The organism is Paenibacillus sp. FSL M7-0802, from assembly GCF_038004945.1.
GTDB classification, from domain to species: domain Bacteria; phylum Bacillota; class Bacilli; order Paenibacillales; family Paenibacillaceae; genus Paenibacillus; species Paenibacillus polymyxa_B.
On record NZ_JBBOSD010000001.1, the window covers coordinates 3659913 to 3676186 of the forward strand.

Annotated in this window: 13 protein-coding genes and 2 pseudogenes; 11 read left to right on the forward strand and 4 right to left on the reverse strand. The window is 39.6% G+C overall.

Translation table 11 applies throughout. The features are described 5' to 3' along the window. Positions 1-387 precede the first annotated feature (387 nt). The 6 genes and pseudogenes from MHB54_RS16815 (at position 388) to MHB54_RS16840 (ending at position 4489) form a co-directional block, all read left to right on the forward strand. On the forward strand, positions 388-978 hold the full coding sequence (locus MHB54_RS16815) for a DedA family protein (RefSeq protein ID WP_023990456.1): 591 nt from the start codon (positions 388-390) through the stop codon (positions 976-978). A 44-nt stretch (positions 979-1022) separates the two neighbouring features. Beyond that, on the forward strand, positions 1023-1304 hold the full coding sequence (locus tag MHB54_RS16820; protein WP_075154805.1) for a hypothetical protein: 282 nt from the start codon (positions 1023-1025) through the stop codon (positions 1302-1304). Further along, positions 1305-1900: pseudogene (locus MHB54_RS16825) on the forward strand (DedA family protein). It begins immediately after the preceding gene. Between the two features lies 1 nt (position 1901). Further along, positions 1902-2027, forward strand: a pseudogene (locus MHB54_RS16830) (winged helix-turn-helix domain-containing protein); the annotation flags it as partial. A 547-nt stretch (positions 2028-2574) separates the two neighbouring features. Further along, complete coding sequence (locus tag MHB54_RS16835) at positions 2575-3744, forward strand: MGDG synthase family glycosyltransferase (protein WP_023990452.1); 1170 nt, start codon at positions 2575-2577, stop codon at positions 3742-3744. A gap of 46 nt (positions 3745-3790) precedes the next feature. Further along, entirely contained in the window at positions 3791-4489 is a 699-nt protein-coding gene (locus tag MHB54_RS16840; RefSeq protein WP_023990451.1) for a polysaccharide deacetylase family protein, read from the forward strand. Between the two features lie 193 nt (positions 4490-4682). On the opposite strand, the gene MHB54_RS16845 is transcribed toward MHB54_RS16840, so the two are convergent. The 3 genes from MHB54_RS16845 to MHB54_RS16855 form a co-directional block, all read right to left on the reverse strand. Further along, positions 4683-5831, reverse strand: coding sequence for a sensor histidine kinase (locus MHB54_RS16845; protein WP_075154804.1), 1149 nt, complete (start codon positions 5829-5831; stop codon positions 4683-4685). Next, positions 5824-6504 (reverse strand): response regulator transcription factor, encoded by a 681-nt coding sequence (locus tag MHB54_RS16850; RefSeq protein WP_023990449.1) that lies wholly within the window; start codon positions 6502-6504, stop codon positions 5824-5826. Before MHB54_RS16850 ends, MHB54_RS16845 begins: the two co-directional genes overlap by 8 nt. Positions 6505-6602: 98 nt before the next feature. Then, positions 6603-7184, reverse strand: coding sequence for a class I SAM-dependent methyltransferase (locus MHB54_RS16855; RefSeq protein WP_264454492.1), 582 nt, complete (start codon positions 7182-7184; stop codon positions 6603-6605). 704 nt (positions 7185-7888) lie between these two features. Here MHB54_RS16855 and MHB54_RS16860 point away from each other — a divergent pair. The 5 genes from MHB54_RS16860 to MHB54_RS16880 all read left to right on the forward strand — a co-directional run bounded on the left by MHB54_RS16860 (position 7889) and on the right by MHB54_RS16880 (position 12813). Then, the gene (locus tag MHB54_RS16860) at positions 7889-8995 is read left to right on the forward strand and encodes a TolC family protein (RefSeq protein WP_053326155.1); all 1107 of its coding nucleotides are present in this window, start codon (positions 7889-7891) and stop codon (positions 8993-8995) included. Between the two features lie 33 nt (positions 8996-9028). After that, positions 9029-10483 carry an efflux RND transporter periplasmic adaptor subunit gene (locus MHB54_RS16865; RefSeq protein WP_264454493.1) on the forward strand — a complete coding sequence of 485 codons (1455 nt, stop codon included), beginning with the start codon at positions 9029-9031 and terminating at the stop codon, positions 10481-10483. Continuing rightward, positions 10480-11217, forward strand: coding sequence for an ABC transporter ATP-binding protein (locus tag MHB54_RS16870; RefSeq protein ID WP_023990444.1), 738 nt, complete (start codon positions 10480-10482; stop codon positions 11215-11217). The genes MHB54_RS16865 and MHB54_RS16870 overlap by 4 nt, the downstream gene beginning before the upstream one ends. Then, positions 11214-12428, forward strand: coding sequence for an ABC transporter permease (locus tag MHB54_RS16875; protein ID WP_076295691.1), 1215 nt, complete (start codon positions 11214-11216; stop codon positions 12426-12428). Before MHB54_RS16870 ends, MHB54_RS16875 begins: the two co-directional genes overlap by 4 nt. Positions 12429-12561: 133 nt before the next feature. Then, entirely contained in the window at positions 12562-12813 is a 252-nt protein-coding gene (locus MHB54_RS16880; protein ID WP_226887837.1) for an RNA polymerase sigma factor, read from the forward strand. A 335-nt stretch (positions 12814-13148) separates the two neighbouring features. Here MHB54_RS16880 and mprF read toward each other — a convergent pair whose 3' ends face one another. Continuing rightward, positions 13149-15794 carry a bifunctional lysylphosphatidylglycerol flippase/synthetase MprF gene (mprF, locus tag MHB54_RS16885; protein WP_028541751.1) on the reverse strand — a complete coding sequence of 882 codons (2646 nt, stop codon included), beginning with the start codon at positions 15792-15794 and terminating at the stop codon, positions 13149-13151. Between the last annotated feature and the right edge of the window lie 480 nt (positions 15795-16274).

Here is a 16274-nt window from a genome sequence, read left to right on the forward strand (position 1 = left end):
GACTCTAATTTGTATCCCTTCATAATGTTGGGGAGGGGGATGTTTATGAGATCGTGTATTTTCTTCTACTTGTATGTGAAGCTATGGTTTCACTAGTACGAGCGGGAATAGGAGAGTGAATTCTCTCTTTTTCAATTTCCATCAGTGCTAAAGAAGTAGAATTACCAAAGTGTTAGGATAAAGTTGAGGTCTGATTAGCTTGGTTAAAAGCTGATCAGACCTTTCCTACATTGGGCGTAAAACAGTTTAAGATGTCAAGCCATGGCTTGGAGGGGAGAATTAAAGGCGTTTTTGTATTACTTCAGAATTTCTTTAGAAATATCCCTATAAGCTCCTAAGATTTTTATAATAATATACTTTCATCGACATTAACGAGGAGGTTAGAACATGATTAGTGATATCGTCTTACAGCTAGTCGATCATTATGGATATCTCTTTTTTTTCTTAGCCTTCTGCCTAGGCCCATTCGGCGTCCCGGTTCCAAATGAAATAACCATACTAACAGGTGGAATTTTGAGTAACAACGGAGCTTTAAACCCGTGGATTGTATATATTGTTATTCTCGCTGGCTTATTTACAGCAATTACAATTGCTTATTTTGCGGGCAGAATCTTTGGAGAAAAATTTAAACTAAAGTTTCAAAACAACCGTCACTTTCAGAAAGCAGAGAAATTTTTTGAACAGCACGGAGATATCGCAATGTGTCTTGGACATTTCATACCAGTCATTCGGTATATTTTGCCTGTATTCGTTGGTCTAAACGGTACCTCATACAAGAAGTTTGCTTTGATTTCGTATTCCAGCGCGTTTGTTTGGACCGCTACGTTCTTTACCTTTGGCAAGTTCCTTGGACATTATATATTGGCTTTGCTAGATTTGATCGATCCTAAATTGGCCGTGGTTGCTCTAATGATAGCCGTTGGCACCTTTATCACAACCAAGTGGTTCAAGTCGAAATTATCCAACTTTACTGCATAAGCTGGTGAACAAATGAAAAAAATAGAAGAAAGGGGGAGAGTCATTTGACTTCAAATCAGTATGCAATGTTCTTGCAACGATTTATTAAAAATCCAAAGCGAGTTGGAAGTGTTTTGCCCAGTTCACGGTTTCTGGCGAGTAAAATGGTTCAATCTGTGTCATGGGATGATGTGGGCACAATTGCAGAATTCGGTTCTGGCACAGGAGCTATCACACGCTTTATCGAACTGCGAGTAAATCGATCTGCTATTGATAAAATCGATTTTGTGCCCCTCAATTTTCCTCCTGCTTTTGTTTATACATGCCGTAAGAAGGAGGGGATTTAAGTGAGTTATGACACACTAATTCATTGGATTGCGCAGTTTGGTTATGCTGCTTTATTCTTTGCATTATGGCTCGAATTGTTGGAATGCCAATACCGGACGAGGTTGTCGTTATGACCGGCGGAGCCGTTAGTAAAGTAGGGTTACTCCATTATTTCCCAGCATTTATTATCACTTATTTACGAGTTATCTCCGGGCTATCTCTTGGTTATATTCTAGGCAGGTTTTTCGGTTCGCCGGTGCTGGATAAACTTCGCCATAAAAAAAAATTGGGGAAGCATATACAAACATCAGAACACCTTCTAAATAAATATGGAAATATTGCATTGAGTTTTAGCTACTTTTTTCCGGTGGTGAGGCATATTGTTCCCTATTTAGTCGGAATTAATAAAATGTCATTTCGCCGTTATATTCTTTATTCCTATACAGCCGGTCTTGTTTGGACGTCTGTCTTTTTTGTAGTTGGCCAATTTGCAGGTGGTCATGTGGAAACAATCGGGACAATGATTTATCACTACGGTATATATGTGGGACTTGCCTTAATCATAGGAATTGTCATATTCATGATTCTTAAAAGTCGGAAAAGGAGCAAAGCGTGATGTGTGGAATCAACCTTTAGGAGATTTAGATAATACGGTAGTAGTTCAAATTCTGAATTTACACGAGAAAATAGATGATCTCCCAAGAGAGCCGCGATATATAAAAACCGTTTGGGGAGTTGGGTAGAAAATTGAAACTGATAAACGGCAAAAGAAATGTTTGCTTTGAGATTTTTTTGGCGTTAGTTTTCAGTCTCGTCATTGCATATCTCAGTTTCGCCATTGTAATAACTTGTATCAATCTGTTTGTAAATCGATTACAAGCGGGATATTTTTTTCTAAAGCTAGACCAGCCTTTATTTTCCCCTTTTTTTAAACTGACCCGACACATGTTTAAATACATTTTCGATTTGCCCGAAGGTTCGCAAGTTCACTTTTGATAGATTTAAAGGAAATACAACAAAGTTATGATTTCACTGTTGCTATATATTCTAGCAGCTCAAACGATTTTCACATAAGGCGAAATGCTGATTTAAAAATATAAATCGTCATAGTCAGATATACTCCCACCAACTCCCGAATTTCATTTCATCATCAATAATAAGAATCGTTTCTTTGGCATATGAAAGCATCCTTTCTGTGCCTTCAGTTTATGCCGATTTCTCTTAACATAAAGGAAAGTAATTCTTAACCGTTTCTGAGATTTGATTTTTTGAAAAGGAGAGCTGTGTTCCATGAAAAAAGGAACGAAAGAAAAAATGTTGATTCTTACCGGAAATTATGGAGATGGTCACATTCAAGTAGCCCAAGCGATACAAGATGCGATGCAAATTCGATTTCCTCATATGGAACCTGTCATTATTGATTTTATGGAATGGGTCCATCCTTATATGAATCATTTGAGTCGAAATGTTTATCTCCAAGCCGTAAAAACATTCCCTCAAGTTTATGGATATCTATATCAGAAAACGCGGAGACAAAACACCCTATCCTATATCATAAAGACCGTTTTTTCTACAGGAATCGGACGAATGATGAAATTGATTAATGAAATACAGCCTGCTATTGTAGTATGCACCTTCCCTTTGGCGGCAGGCGTGATGTCGAAGTTGAAATCATATGGTTCAATCGATATTCATACTGTTACTATCATTACCGATCACACGGATCATAGTTCATGGATTTATCCATATACAGATCAATATATTGTGGGTTCCAGAAGTGTACGTGATTCTTTAATTCAATTAGGTGTTGAAGAGACTCGGATTGCAGATACGGGAATTCCCATTCGCCCGCAATTTTCTCAGTCCATAGAAAGAGAGAAAACAGCTAAGAAGTATGGTTTAGATCCTCATATGCCTACTGTGCTTGTGATGGGAGGAGGTTGCGGCATGATTGGCGATGGAAGCTCTACTATTCAGAAATTTGATCTATTGTCACAGCCTGTACAATTCATCATTGTTTGTGGGCATAATGAAAAACTTCGAATGAAATTGAATGAGAGTCTGAAAATTTCCAAACATCGCATCTATTTAACAGGTTATATTAACTATGTTCATGAGTTAATGGCTATATCTGATATTATGATTACCAAACCAGGAGGAGTCACGACTTTTGAGGCGATTGCTATGGAACTGCCGATGCTACTTTGTAAACCAATCCCTGGTCAAGAACAGGATAATGCCAAATTTTTAGTTCGTTCTGGGGTAGCCATTCATGCAGAGACATCTGGGGATCTAACCGAGCGCCTATCGGAATTACTAGATGATGCAAAACTTCTTCAACATATGATAGAAAATACTAAACAGTTCCATCCTAAAGAGTCCGCGTTTGCTTCATTAGAAGTTATTTTTGGAACTATTGCAATGAATAATAGATCCAGTGAAATAAAGATATGCTCCTAGAAAAAAGGCAAGCATGGATTTATTACTGTTAAAAAGGAGCAGGATCATGAAGCAGACATTCATAATTCTCATTAGTGCATTACTCGTATACACGATTATCCCGACCCTTATAATCCGACTATTTGGAATCGGAGTTTATAAAAGGGGAACGGGCGAGCAGCCCATTGCGTTAACTTTTGATGACGGTCCGGACCCAGAATTTACGCCTCTTTTGCTTGATTTATTAAAGAAATATAATATAAAGGGTACCTTTTTTGTCCTTGGTCGCAAAGCAGAGAAATATCCCGATTTAATCCAACGGATGCACAATGAAGGACATCTTGTCGGAATCCATAATTATGTACATTGGTCAAATGCTTTAATGAGTCCTAAGAGGGTTCGCGAGCAGGTAAACAAAACGGCCAATGTCATTAATCGTATTATTGGAGAGAAAGCCTTCTATTATCGGCCCCCGTGGGGAGTCATTAACCTATTTGATTTTTTTCTGATGAAGCAATTTCGCATGATTCTTTGGTCTGTTATTGTAGGTGACTGGAAGAGCTCTGGCGGCAAGCAAAAAATTAAGCAAAGGCTGCTGTCCAAGCTAAGGGGTGGAGCTGTTATCGTTCTTCATGATAGCGGGCAAACGTTTGGAGCTGACAGGGATGCACCTGCATACATGTTGGAGGCATTAAATGAATTTATCATTGAAGCATTATATACGGGATATTGTTTTCAGAGAGTAGATGAGAAAAGAGCTGCATAATGAACAGGCTAAATATATGAGCATTAATTATGGTACGGCCGTGATAAGCGCGGCTTTTTTGTTTTACATAAACACATTATCTGTCAGCACTCTCGAGGATTATACTTAAAAAACAGAGTAAGTTTAATTTGGATACTAAAAATCAAAACTTAAGCCCGGGACAAAGTATTGTTCGGGGCTTAAGTTTTTTTACTTATACATCAAGGTTGCCGGAGTGGCCTTCTTCTGATCCAATGGAACGGGTCAGAACTCCTTCGAAAGGCAAAGTAAGAGTAAATTTAAATATGTTATTTATATGAATGAGCGTTAAGGTTCCTCCATGCAACTCAATAATGTTTCTAGCAATAGAAAGGCCCAGACCTGCTCCCGTTTGAATGCCTTCACTACTTCTTGAATGGTCTACTTTATAAAAACGATTGAAGAGTTTATTTTCTTGCTCTTGTGTGAGGGGATTCCCTTTATTTTCGATCTCAATACTAATTTGCTTATTATCCAACTTCATTAAAATACGTACGGTTCCTGGCTTTACAGAGTACTTAAGGGCATTCATGAGTAGATTATCGATTGCTCTGGCAATTTTTTTACTGTCAATAACGGTTATAATAGGAGAGTTACCTAAGTCTTTAATAATATGGATACCGTTCTCTTGAGCGATCGGTTCAAATTCAAAAATTAATTGATCTAGAAGCTGGAATACATCGATTTTATTTAGGTCCAGGCGGGTATCGACCGAAGTAAGTCGGGTATATTCAAACAAATCATCGAGCAATTTTTTTAAATGAATAGCTTTGTTATAAGTGTTTTGAACAAATCGCGTATATTCATCTTTATTTTGAAATGAATTTGTTCTTAAGAGTTCTATATAGCCAATAATGCTTGTAAGTGGCGTACGCAAGTCGTGTGATATGCCTGTTATCATTTCCAACTTGGAGATTTCTAGTTCACGTTCCTTTTCGATCTGCTGTTGTAGACGTTCCGCCATCAAGTTGATATTAAACGCAACCCTCCCAAGCTCATCATTTCGCATGACAGGCACTCGATAGCTTAAATTACCCTCGGATATAATTTGAAGCCCCTGCTCCAACGAAATTAAGTCTCTTACGATTCGTCGAGTTAAAGCTAGGAAAGTAATAATAAAGTTAACCATAAACAGGGGGGGGAAAATATACGGAATGAAATTGAGGAGCCACTCGGATTCCATGCCATGGCCAATATCCAGTAAAAGTAAAATGAGCATGTTATTTATGGTTGTGGCGATAATGAGACTTAGCATCATTCTGATTAAAATATTGACCTGAATCATCCTTTTTTTTCGTTTTGGTTTTTGCACATGTTCAGTCAATTTTATAACCAACTCCCCAAATCGTTTTAATATACTGAGGATCTCTGGGGAACTCCTCTAATTTCTCTCGTAAATTACGAATATGGACCATCACGGTATTATCGGAATACCCAATAGGATCTTTCCACACGCTTTCGTAAATCTTATCAAAGCTAAATACTTGCCCAGGGTGGCTTGCAAGCAACTCTAGAATTGAAAACTCAAGAGGGGTCAGCGAAATGTTATTTTCTTTCAATGTAACTGAATGTTTACTCTTATCGATCACAAGATCTTTGATGAATATAACAGAATTAAATTCTTCTTTTCCTATTAATGATTGTCGCTGCAAATGAGCTTTTACTCGAGCGAGTAATTCTAACGGATTAAAAGGTTTTATCATGTAATCGTCCGCACCGGGAGTAAGACCCGAAATTTTACCAATATCTTCTTCCTCCCCCGATAGCATGATAATGGGGGTGCTCGATATTTCCCTTATTTTAATGCAAGCATTAATGCCATCCATTTGTGGCATCTTAATATCTAAGATGACAAGTTCGAAAGAGATTGATCTTATTAAATCTAACGCTTCCAGACCATTTGCAGCTTCTATGACAAAGTATCCTTCATTGCGCAAATAAACGTGAATGACATCTCGAATCTCTGTATCGTCACCTACAACAAGTATTGTATCCATTACATGATGCTCCTTTCCTACTTTTTATGATTACGGCTACTAAAATTCTATAATTAAGGCAAACCCAATGATTGCTACGAAAAGTTTATTAATACCGATTATTGCCCCCCCCTTTTGCGACAGGTATATACAAAAGCTGGAGGGAAATTGAAAGGTACGAACTCGATTTTTTCGATGATTAAATCTTCGGCAAATTTTTTTTTCATTTGAAGTGAGTACTGATAAGCGACAAAAATCCCTTCTGGTTTTAGTGCCTTAATAATCTGATTGAGTAAGGTTTCTCGCATTTCACTCGTAAAATTAAAAAATGGCAATCCGCTAATAATACAATCAAGCTGGCCGATGTCATCTTGATTCAATTTTTTGATTAATTGGCAAGCGTTTGAATGACACGCGAAATCCGAGTATTTTGTCTTCAGAGTAGCTCTCATTTTCTTATCCCTTTCGAACAATAGCACTCTTGTTGATCCGGTTAAATGTGGCTTCATGAAACGTGTAATAGCACCTGTACCTGACCCGAGTTCTGCGACTGCCTTTACCTCATTCCATGGTATAGACTCAACGATTTTAGCTGCTAGAAATCGGGAGCTAGGTATAACACTTCCTACTCGTTGTGGATTTGTGAGAAATCCTTGCAAAAAAAGTAGACATTCACTGATATTCAACTGTTTTTCCCCCATTATTTAATTTCTCCCTTTTGGGTACCCAACAAATAAAGGGATGATATACCGAACAACTGGAAGGAATAATCCAAAACATATTGCCATATCTCCTCGTTTTGTTATTTATATCAATATAAAAATAGTAACGAAAAAATCTAAGGATTTTACGAGGATATATCTAAAGAAAACCTGAAGATATGTACACTATTCAGACTCGAAGTTTGCAAGAAGTGCATGAAAATCAGAAAGCTGATCTGATTGAAGAACCCAAAAAGCCTTGCCAACAAAAAAGTTGGCGAGGCTTTTTATTACGTAAATTGTTGATAAGATTCCCTATAAATAAGATGCGAGAGGGACTACCCCTTACCAACTAATGTTAAGAAATTCTTTAGAAAAATCCTCTAAAGTTCTTCAGAGTTTATCATTATGATGGGTTCATTGCTATAGATAAACCTAATCATAGAAATCGCCTGACTCTGAAAGGAGGCGAGCGTCATGTTTCTGCTGAGTAAAGAGAGACGCTCATTCATATCTCATTTTATGAGAAAACCCTGACATATGATTACATTGCTAGATCGTTTCATCCCGAAATACTTTTAGCCAAAGCAGAAAGCAATCTGCACGTGTCTATGATTCATTTGTAGTTGCTCAAAAGAGAACAATAGATAATTCATATAAGAATGTGTTTGTACAATTATTTAAAAATAGAAAGAGGGGGTTCTATGAAAAAACGTATGTTCATTTTATTGCTGTTGGCCTTATCAACCAGTTCTTTTTCAGGGTCCTTTGTTCAAGCAGAGGGGCAGCAATTGGCTTCCAATGCAAGTGTGAAACTAACATTGAGTCAAGCCCAGCAATGGGCGCGATCCAATAGCTTTAGCTTGAAGGAGGCCCAGCAAACGATAGATCGCAATCGGATTAACTTGAAAAATGCAGGTAAGAATCTGGACTTCATTCCCGCAGGTACAGGTAATGGAGAAGAGGATGCGGCCAGTAGTTCAGCATGGAAGGGGTATGCCTCATCGACGGTTTCTTATCTGGAATCCAAGAAGCAAATCGAGCTTGCCCAAGATCAGACAGACTACACTACAATGAAGAACTATTATGAGGTACTTCTGGCTGATAACAAGGTGAAGAGCAGTGAGGATGCACTTTCGCTTGCATTATTGGAGGAAAAAGCTGCTGAGGCAAAAGCCAACCGTGGGAAAATTTCTCCAAGTGATCAAAGCAGCATTATTCAGACTCGTATAGAAGCACAAAAAAATATAGAGATTGCAAAAGCTGCGTTGCAAAAAGCGATGGATTCACTAAATACCCAAATGGGGCAACCGCAAGGTACGGTCTATGAACTGGTGGATCGACCTGTTTACCGAAAAATGGATAGCACGAATTTGGATACGCTTGTGACACGTGCCATTTCGGCGAGTCCTTCGGTATGGAGACAGGAGGAGGCTGTCAAGCTGGCAAAGATGGAAGTTAAATATTACACGTGGAACTCAGGGAATGATGATTATGAAATTAAACAGATCGATGTAGATTCAGCACAAGGTGGACTGGAAAATACCAAAGACCAATTGGCAGAAACATTGAAGAGTATGTACTTTAATTTACAGCAAAATGATGAGCAATACGAACAACTGCAAAGTAATCTGCAGAACGCTAATAAAGTATTAAACATTTCTCGTAAAAAAAAGGAACGGGGATTTGCCACAGGTACGGAGGTCGCTACTAATCAGTTAAAAGTGAAGCAAATAGAACGGAATATGGATGAATTGATTGTTCAAATGACACAGTTACAACATGCTTTAAACAAACCGTGGAGTGTATAGGATTTAAAAAAATATATTTAAGGGGATATGACATTGCCGGAAACAGTAAAAAAAGATGCATTGCAAATATTAAGAAAAAAAAGAAGATTAAAAGTGATCATAGGTATTCTGGCCTTGATCATTATAGTGGGAATCGGTGGTACTGTTTATATGAATAGGGGGCAGGAAAAGCCCGTGGAGGGTCCTGCGAATCAGATTGTTCAGGTGAAAAAAACCAATATAACCGAATCGCTTGCCGTGACTGGGACCGTTCAGGCTTCCAAGGAAGTGAATATTAATTTTACAAATGTCGAGGGTGCCAAGCTCATTGCGGTCAATGTCAAAGCAGGAGATAGTGTTAAGGCGGGCCAGGTTTTAGCTCGTTTAGATGATTCAGATGCCAAATTACAAATTAAAGATGCCCAGTCCAATGTTGCGATTGCAAGGGCCAAGCTAGAGGAAGCCAAGCGTGGACCAAAGCAAATTGATATTGAGCTCCAGAAGGCAAATGTCCTAAAGACACAGATGGCGATTAAAACAGCCAAGGACGGGACGGAGTCAGAGGAAGCCGCTGCACAAAAAGAGGTTGCCAAGGTGACCTTGGATAAAGCCCAGAAGGATTATGATGACCAGACTTATCTAGTTCAGAATGATGCGGCCGCAGAAAGTGACCTGGCGACGGCCAAGCAAAGCTTGGATAAGGCAAAATTGGATATGAGTAATGCCGAGCTTCAATACAAGAAGGCACAGATCAGACAAAACCAGGCTATTGAAGATGCTGAAATGGGTTATAAAACCGCTTTAATTCAATTAAAGGCAGCACAGTCCCCGCCTGAAGCTTCCAACATTCAATCTGCACAGGCTTCTTTACAGCAGGCCGAAACAGAATTGGAGCAAAAGAAAAGTGTTCTGAATAAATTACAGGTTACGGCGCCGTGGGATGGGATTGTTTTGAAGGTCAACGGCGATGTGGGCACCAGTCCTACTGCACCTTTTATCATAATGAATAACTCCAATACAGGGGTCATGAAGGTTAGTGCCAAGGTTAACGAAAGTGATATCGCCAAATTGAAGACCGGACTTCAGGCTACAATGCATACCAATTCATTTCCGGACAAGCAATTCAAAGGAGAAGTTCTTTTTGTTTCTCCAGAGCCAGTTGTGGAATCCAATGTGACTACATACAAAGTTGAATTGTCTTTGGATAGCCAAAAAATAAGGCTGCAACCGGGGATGAACATGGATGTATCCCTTCTGTTAGCTGAACACAAAGACGCGCTGTCTGTGCCATTGTTTGCATTGAGATCTGAAGGTGGTGTAGATGGAGTATATGTGGCGAAGAACGCGGCAAATCCTGCTGATTATGGATTTAGACCGGTGAAACTAGGCGTATATACAGCGGATCAGGCCGAAATCAAGTCTGGTGTCAAGGAAGGCGAAACTATTGTTATTCCTCCTCAGAACAGCAGTGCTGATCCGAATGGCAGTGGAGGGGGGCAGGCACAATGAGCGAAACTCAATCCAATAAAACGGTGATCGAAATTAAAGAACTGAAAAAAATGTATGAAGTAGGCGGTCAGGAGATTCAGGCTCTGCGCAGCGTGAATTTATCCATTAGCGAAGGTGAGTTTGTTGCTATCATGGGACCCTCTGGTTCGGGCAAGTCTACCATGATGAATGTCATTGGTTGCCTGGATCATCCGGATACCGGAAAATACTACCTGGATGGGTATTCCATATTGGATGCTCGTGAGAACGAACTTTCGGAGATTAGAAATCAGAAACTAGGTTTTGTGTTTCAAAAATTTTATTTACTTCCCCGAACTACAGCATTAGCCAATGTAGAGCTACCTATGATGTATGCAGGTATACCTGCCAAGGAACGCCGGGAACGAGCCGTGGAGGCGCTACGAAGCGTTGGCCTTGCCGAACGGATGTATAACAAGCCTAACGAGCTTTCTGGTGGTCAGCAGCAGCGTGTCTCCATTGCACGTGCATTGGTAAATAATCCTGTTATTCTGCTGGCAGATGAACCTACGGGCGCACTGGATACGAAAACGAGTATTGAGATTATGGAACTGTTTCAAGGGTTGAATGAGCTGGGAAAAACTATAGTTCTGGTTACTCATGAGCTGGAAATAGCTGAATATGCCAAACGATTGATTAGTTTTCGGGATGGCAATATTGAGCGGGATGAGCAAATTACGAATAGACGAATTTCATCAAGGACGGTAAGCCTATGAATGTGATGGAAACGATCCGTGTATCAATGAATAGCTTAACCACCAACAAGATGCGTTCATTTTTAACGATACTCGGTATTATTATTGGGGTGGCAGCGGTTATTGCCATTATGGCAATCGGAAACGGTTCTAAAGCCAGTATTAAGGAGGAAATAAATAGTCTAGGGAATAACGTGATTATGGTTGCTCCAGCCATGCCAATGACCGAGGAAGAAGTCAATGGGGACAACTTGCCCTCCTTTACGTGGGCTGATATCAAGGCAATGGAACAAAAGAGTTCGATTGCGGCATTAATGCCCAGTATTTCGAGCAATTCAAAAGTTGTATGGGGTCGATATAACTATAATGCAACTATTATAGGAACATCCGCTTCATTTTATAAAGTTAAAAAGTTTTCCTTTGCTGAAGGCAGGACATTTACCAACGATGAGTTGGATAAACGTATGAATGTTGCTATTCTGGAAAGCCAAGCGGTTGTACGTCTTTTTGGTGGGGATACCAAAAACGTGGTGGGACGAACGTTTCAAATTAAACAGATCCCCTTCAAAGTGATCGGAGTATTGAATTCTCAGCCCGTTACGAATTTAAGCCGCAGTACAAATGATCAAATTTACATCCCTGCTACAACCATGATGAACCGTCTGGGTGAGAGAAATATCACCAGCCTGGATGTCTCCGCCAAGTCACCAGCTTTGATGGATCAAGCTCGTTCAGATATATTGGGGAGCTTGCGTGTGACGCATCAGCTAAAACCCTCAGAACCGGATCAATTTCAAACTATGAGTCTGTCCGAAGCAGCAGGTGCAGCTTTGGGTGTAGATGATATCATGAGCAAATTGCTGGGAGGTGTAGCCGCAATATCGCTCGTGGTAGGGGGAATCGGAATTATGAATATTATGATGGTCTCCGTTATAGAGCGTACAAGAGAAATCGGTATTCGCAAAGCGATTGGCGCCAAGCCTAGAGATATTATGATTCAATTCCTGTTCGAAGCAGTCATTTTCGGTCTAATGGGAGGTATACTTGGGGTTGCTGCTGGCATAGGAGCGTCTAAAATAATTGAAGCAACAACTCGTATGACCATTGAATTCACGGTCTCGCCGATCATATATTCGTTTCTTAGCTCTGCAGGTATAGGCATCTTATTTGGGGTATACCCAGCTTATAAAGCAGCGAGATTGAAGCCGATAGATGCATTGAGATACGAATAATTTTATTGAAAAATGTTCATGAAACGTAAATAGGTATTGTTGAGGGTGCAGTATTTGTTGAAAAGCAATCGAAGCAGGAAGGAAAAGTAATGCCAAAAATCTTGCTATAGATGTATTAAGAAAACGAAAAAAGATGAGAGAATACTCTTCACATAGAGAACTATTTGATTATCACTGGGATACCCTCGATTTTGTAATTCAAGAGGAAGTCGAGCGAATTCTTTTGATGGTAAGTAATGACGAGCAAAGGACTGTACTCGAATTGCGCCTAGTCCAAGGATACTCCATAAAAGAAACAGCTAAAATTTTAAACAAGAGCGAAGCTGCCGTGAAGTCGTCGCTGTACAGAGCTTCTAAACATATTAAATTAAGATATATTTCATGAACTGATTGGGAAGAACCTAATAAGCAGTAGGACTGACAGTATTCTTTTTGCTGAAAGAGCTTTTTTTTCAAGCTCTGATCCTTAAATATCTTGTTATTGATCCAACCAATACCTCTAGTTTATCTGTTATCTAATACAATAAACCACGTTTTTTATGTCTAGAAGAGTGTAGGTAGAATAGTTGAGTCAAAACATTAAAAAGGTGGTCAAGTGACCACCTTAGGATGTGAAGGAATTCTGAATATCTAACCGTGAAAAATAATTGCTTTCATTCTATTGCCCTCATTTTTTCAGTCCACGTAACTGTAGCCTATCCAAAGAATTTATTCTGAAGGTTAAAGAAGCTCTACTTGTTCTGGACGACGAGATACTAGTCGGACAAGATCCAGCGTAAGCATTGGAAGTGTCATACCTGCCGGATAAGCTAAATATCTTGCTTGCCATTCAGGTGAGAATTTTTCCTTGTAACGGCGCAATCCCTCAAATCCATACCAGTGCCCACCATATCGGAACACCAGCCGAGCTAATTTTTCTTCACGATGCGCATTCTGATTTTCACCCACACTGGAGAGCGGAGACATACCCAAATTGAAATAAGAATAACCTTGTTCTTTTGCCCATTCAATTATACGTACAAATAACACATCCATCGTTCCATTCGGTGTATCATTCAAATGGCGCATCAGATCAATTGAGATCACTTTATTTTGGTCATAAGCTGGAGCTAATGTTGCAAAAGCCAAAATGTGACCCTCAGCATTACGAAGCAATGTTAAGGGAGAGCGTTGAATATACGCTTCGTTGAACCAACCTAAAGAATAAGCTTTTTCTTTACGATCGCCTAGCCACTCATCCGAAATCTGACGTAATTCAGACAGTAATTCTGAATGATAGGGTGGGGCAAGCACTTCAAATATTTGACCTTCACGATCTGATTTATTTTTAGCAGTTCGCAAGTTCTGCTTACTTTTCCCACTTAATGTGAATGTAGTTAGAGGAACCAAAGCTTCTTCGCCTAGTTTGAAGAATTTGTAACCATTCTCATGATAGATCGATAGATATTCAGGTGTTGCTTGATAAAAAACAACGGTTAATGCATACTGATCCGCATACCTCTGAAATTCTTGAATCGCAGCAGAGACAAGATTTTTATTACCAACTGGGTCGCCAAGTACAATTAATTTGTGACGCACTCGAGAATAGGGAATTAAAATTTGATCATTTTGCGCCCAATAAAAATTTTTGTCTCCTAGATAGAGAAGATGAGTCAAAAGATTACCGTCTTCTTTGGCAATAAATTGAGTTAATTTCTCTATACCCGCCTCATCTGGACGTATTCCTGTGTAGCGATGCGGGCGTAATGTGAATATAGATGCCATTAAAATTAAAGCACCGATTAATCCAACAAGGGCCGTCACTGCATATTCATGCGGGTTCAAAAACCATTGTTGAGCACGCATTGGTAGATGTCGCAAAATAGCTGGATGAATATGTGTACCAATAACGTAATACGATAACGATGAGATAAAAGCAAGGAACGCCCAAATCCAGATACTACGTAAAGAAATACTAGCACTTTCACTGTTAAATCGAGCCCGAGATATCCATAGCACCAATGCAACAATAAGTAAAATAATAGCTTCCTCGTAATCGAACCCTTTGGCAAATGTGAAGATAGCACCTGCTAACAACAATGCTCCTGTCCATATGTAAGCGCGACGAGTACGCATTGAAATACCACGTGATACGACAATAAGCATAATACCGATAGTCACAGATAACTGTTCTGAAAAACGCATAATAGGTAAAGATAACACATGTTCCATAAAACGTAGGCGAGCAATTAGGCCTGGGGTAGCCGCAGAAAGTAGTAATATGATACCACTGGTGAATACTAACTTTCCAAGCGCCCATGCTCCTAGATCACTAAGTAGACCGAAATGAGAAGGCCAGCCCCAGAATTTGACCCATGTGTTACGTGAAGCGTCCAGACTAGTTGTAATCATTTCACGCATTTGTTTACTGTTCGGACTCATCTCAAACGTAGCTAGCACAAGACCGATCAACCAAGGAACTACAAAGTAAAAAATGCGGAACAATAACAAAATCGTTAGTGCACGTGATGGATCAACACCTAATGTCTGAAGTCCAAGCAACACGATCAGATCAAATGCTCCAATACCACCTGGCGCCATACTAATAATCCCTGCAATTGCTGCTACAATATACACACCGAATACCGGGGCAAACGGTAAATGATTCAGATCATTAAAAGTGAATAACCAAAATAATACCCCTGCACAAGCCCACTCTAGAACAGAGGAACCTAGAGAAGCGATGACTACTTTCCAAGGTAACTTGCCATCGCCCTTATGAAACCATTTGGCGAACAGGGAAGATCGTTGCATTAATAGGAAGAACGGTAAGTACAATGAAACTCCCCATACACCGATACGAAGCCAAGGAAGTTGTTCAAAAATAGGTTCTACAGGAAAAACACCGACCAGTACAAGACAGCCAAGTAAAGATAGACCGACTAATACGATAGGCGATAAAAAGAGTGCAGCAGCTCCCATTGTTTTCATAGGAACGCCACTTCTCTTATACAGTAATGTACGTAGTCCTAGACCGGTAAGACCAGCGAACCCAATCATATTGTTAAATGTATTGGCTATCCATGCATATCGATAAGTCGTTTTCCAATTGATATCAAGCTTAAATTGTTTTCGTATTAAATAATCATAAGTACTCATTACAGATACCGCTATAAAAGAAGCAATGATCAATTGAATAACGACATGAACGGGCATCATGCGTAATTCATAAATAATTTTAGCTAAGTTAATATTCTGAATTTCGTGTCTTCCATATACATAGATAATGACTAAAATAGCTACAGGAATCAGTATCCTAATAATTTTAGCACGGTACAAAGCCAAAAATAGCTGTAAAATTTTAAGCTTTCGAAGCAATTCTCTCATTGTGTCGTCGACTCCACCTTCGGACAAAATAATATCGATATTTTTAATACAAGACGGATTGTCAAACCAAGTGCGACAGGACTTCTGTGAAAGATTCGTGAGCGGTCCTCCAATCCAGACATTTTCGGGGTCGGGGGTTAATTAGATCCAGTAAATGAAGGAGATCTTCGTCCGTGACCCAAGCCATCAGTACTCTTGGGGAGGAACCCAGCAGTAAACCGTTAGCATTTTCATTCAAACTGCGTTGCTAGGACAAATAGCGTCAGCAAAATAAACTAGCAGGTTAAGTATAGCTTCCATATCCGCCTGGCAAGCAAACTACTTGGTTCAGTTAGCAGTGGCTGTGAATAAGCTGCCTGCGGGGTACTGTGTGATGATTACACCTAGCGCAATCTCTATGAACAACTCCGTACGATCGGCATTGTTGATGGGAGTATACAAGCGGGTTTATGTTCAATTATTGTGGCTACGTACGCTTCA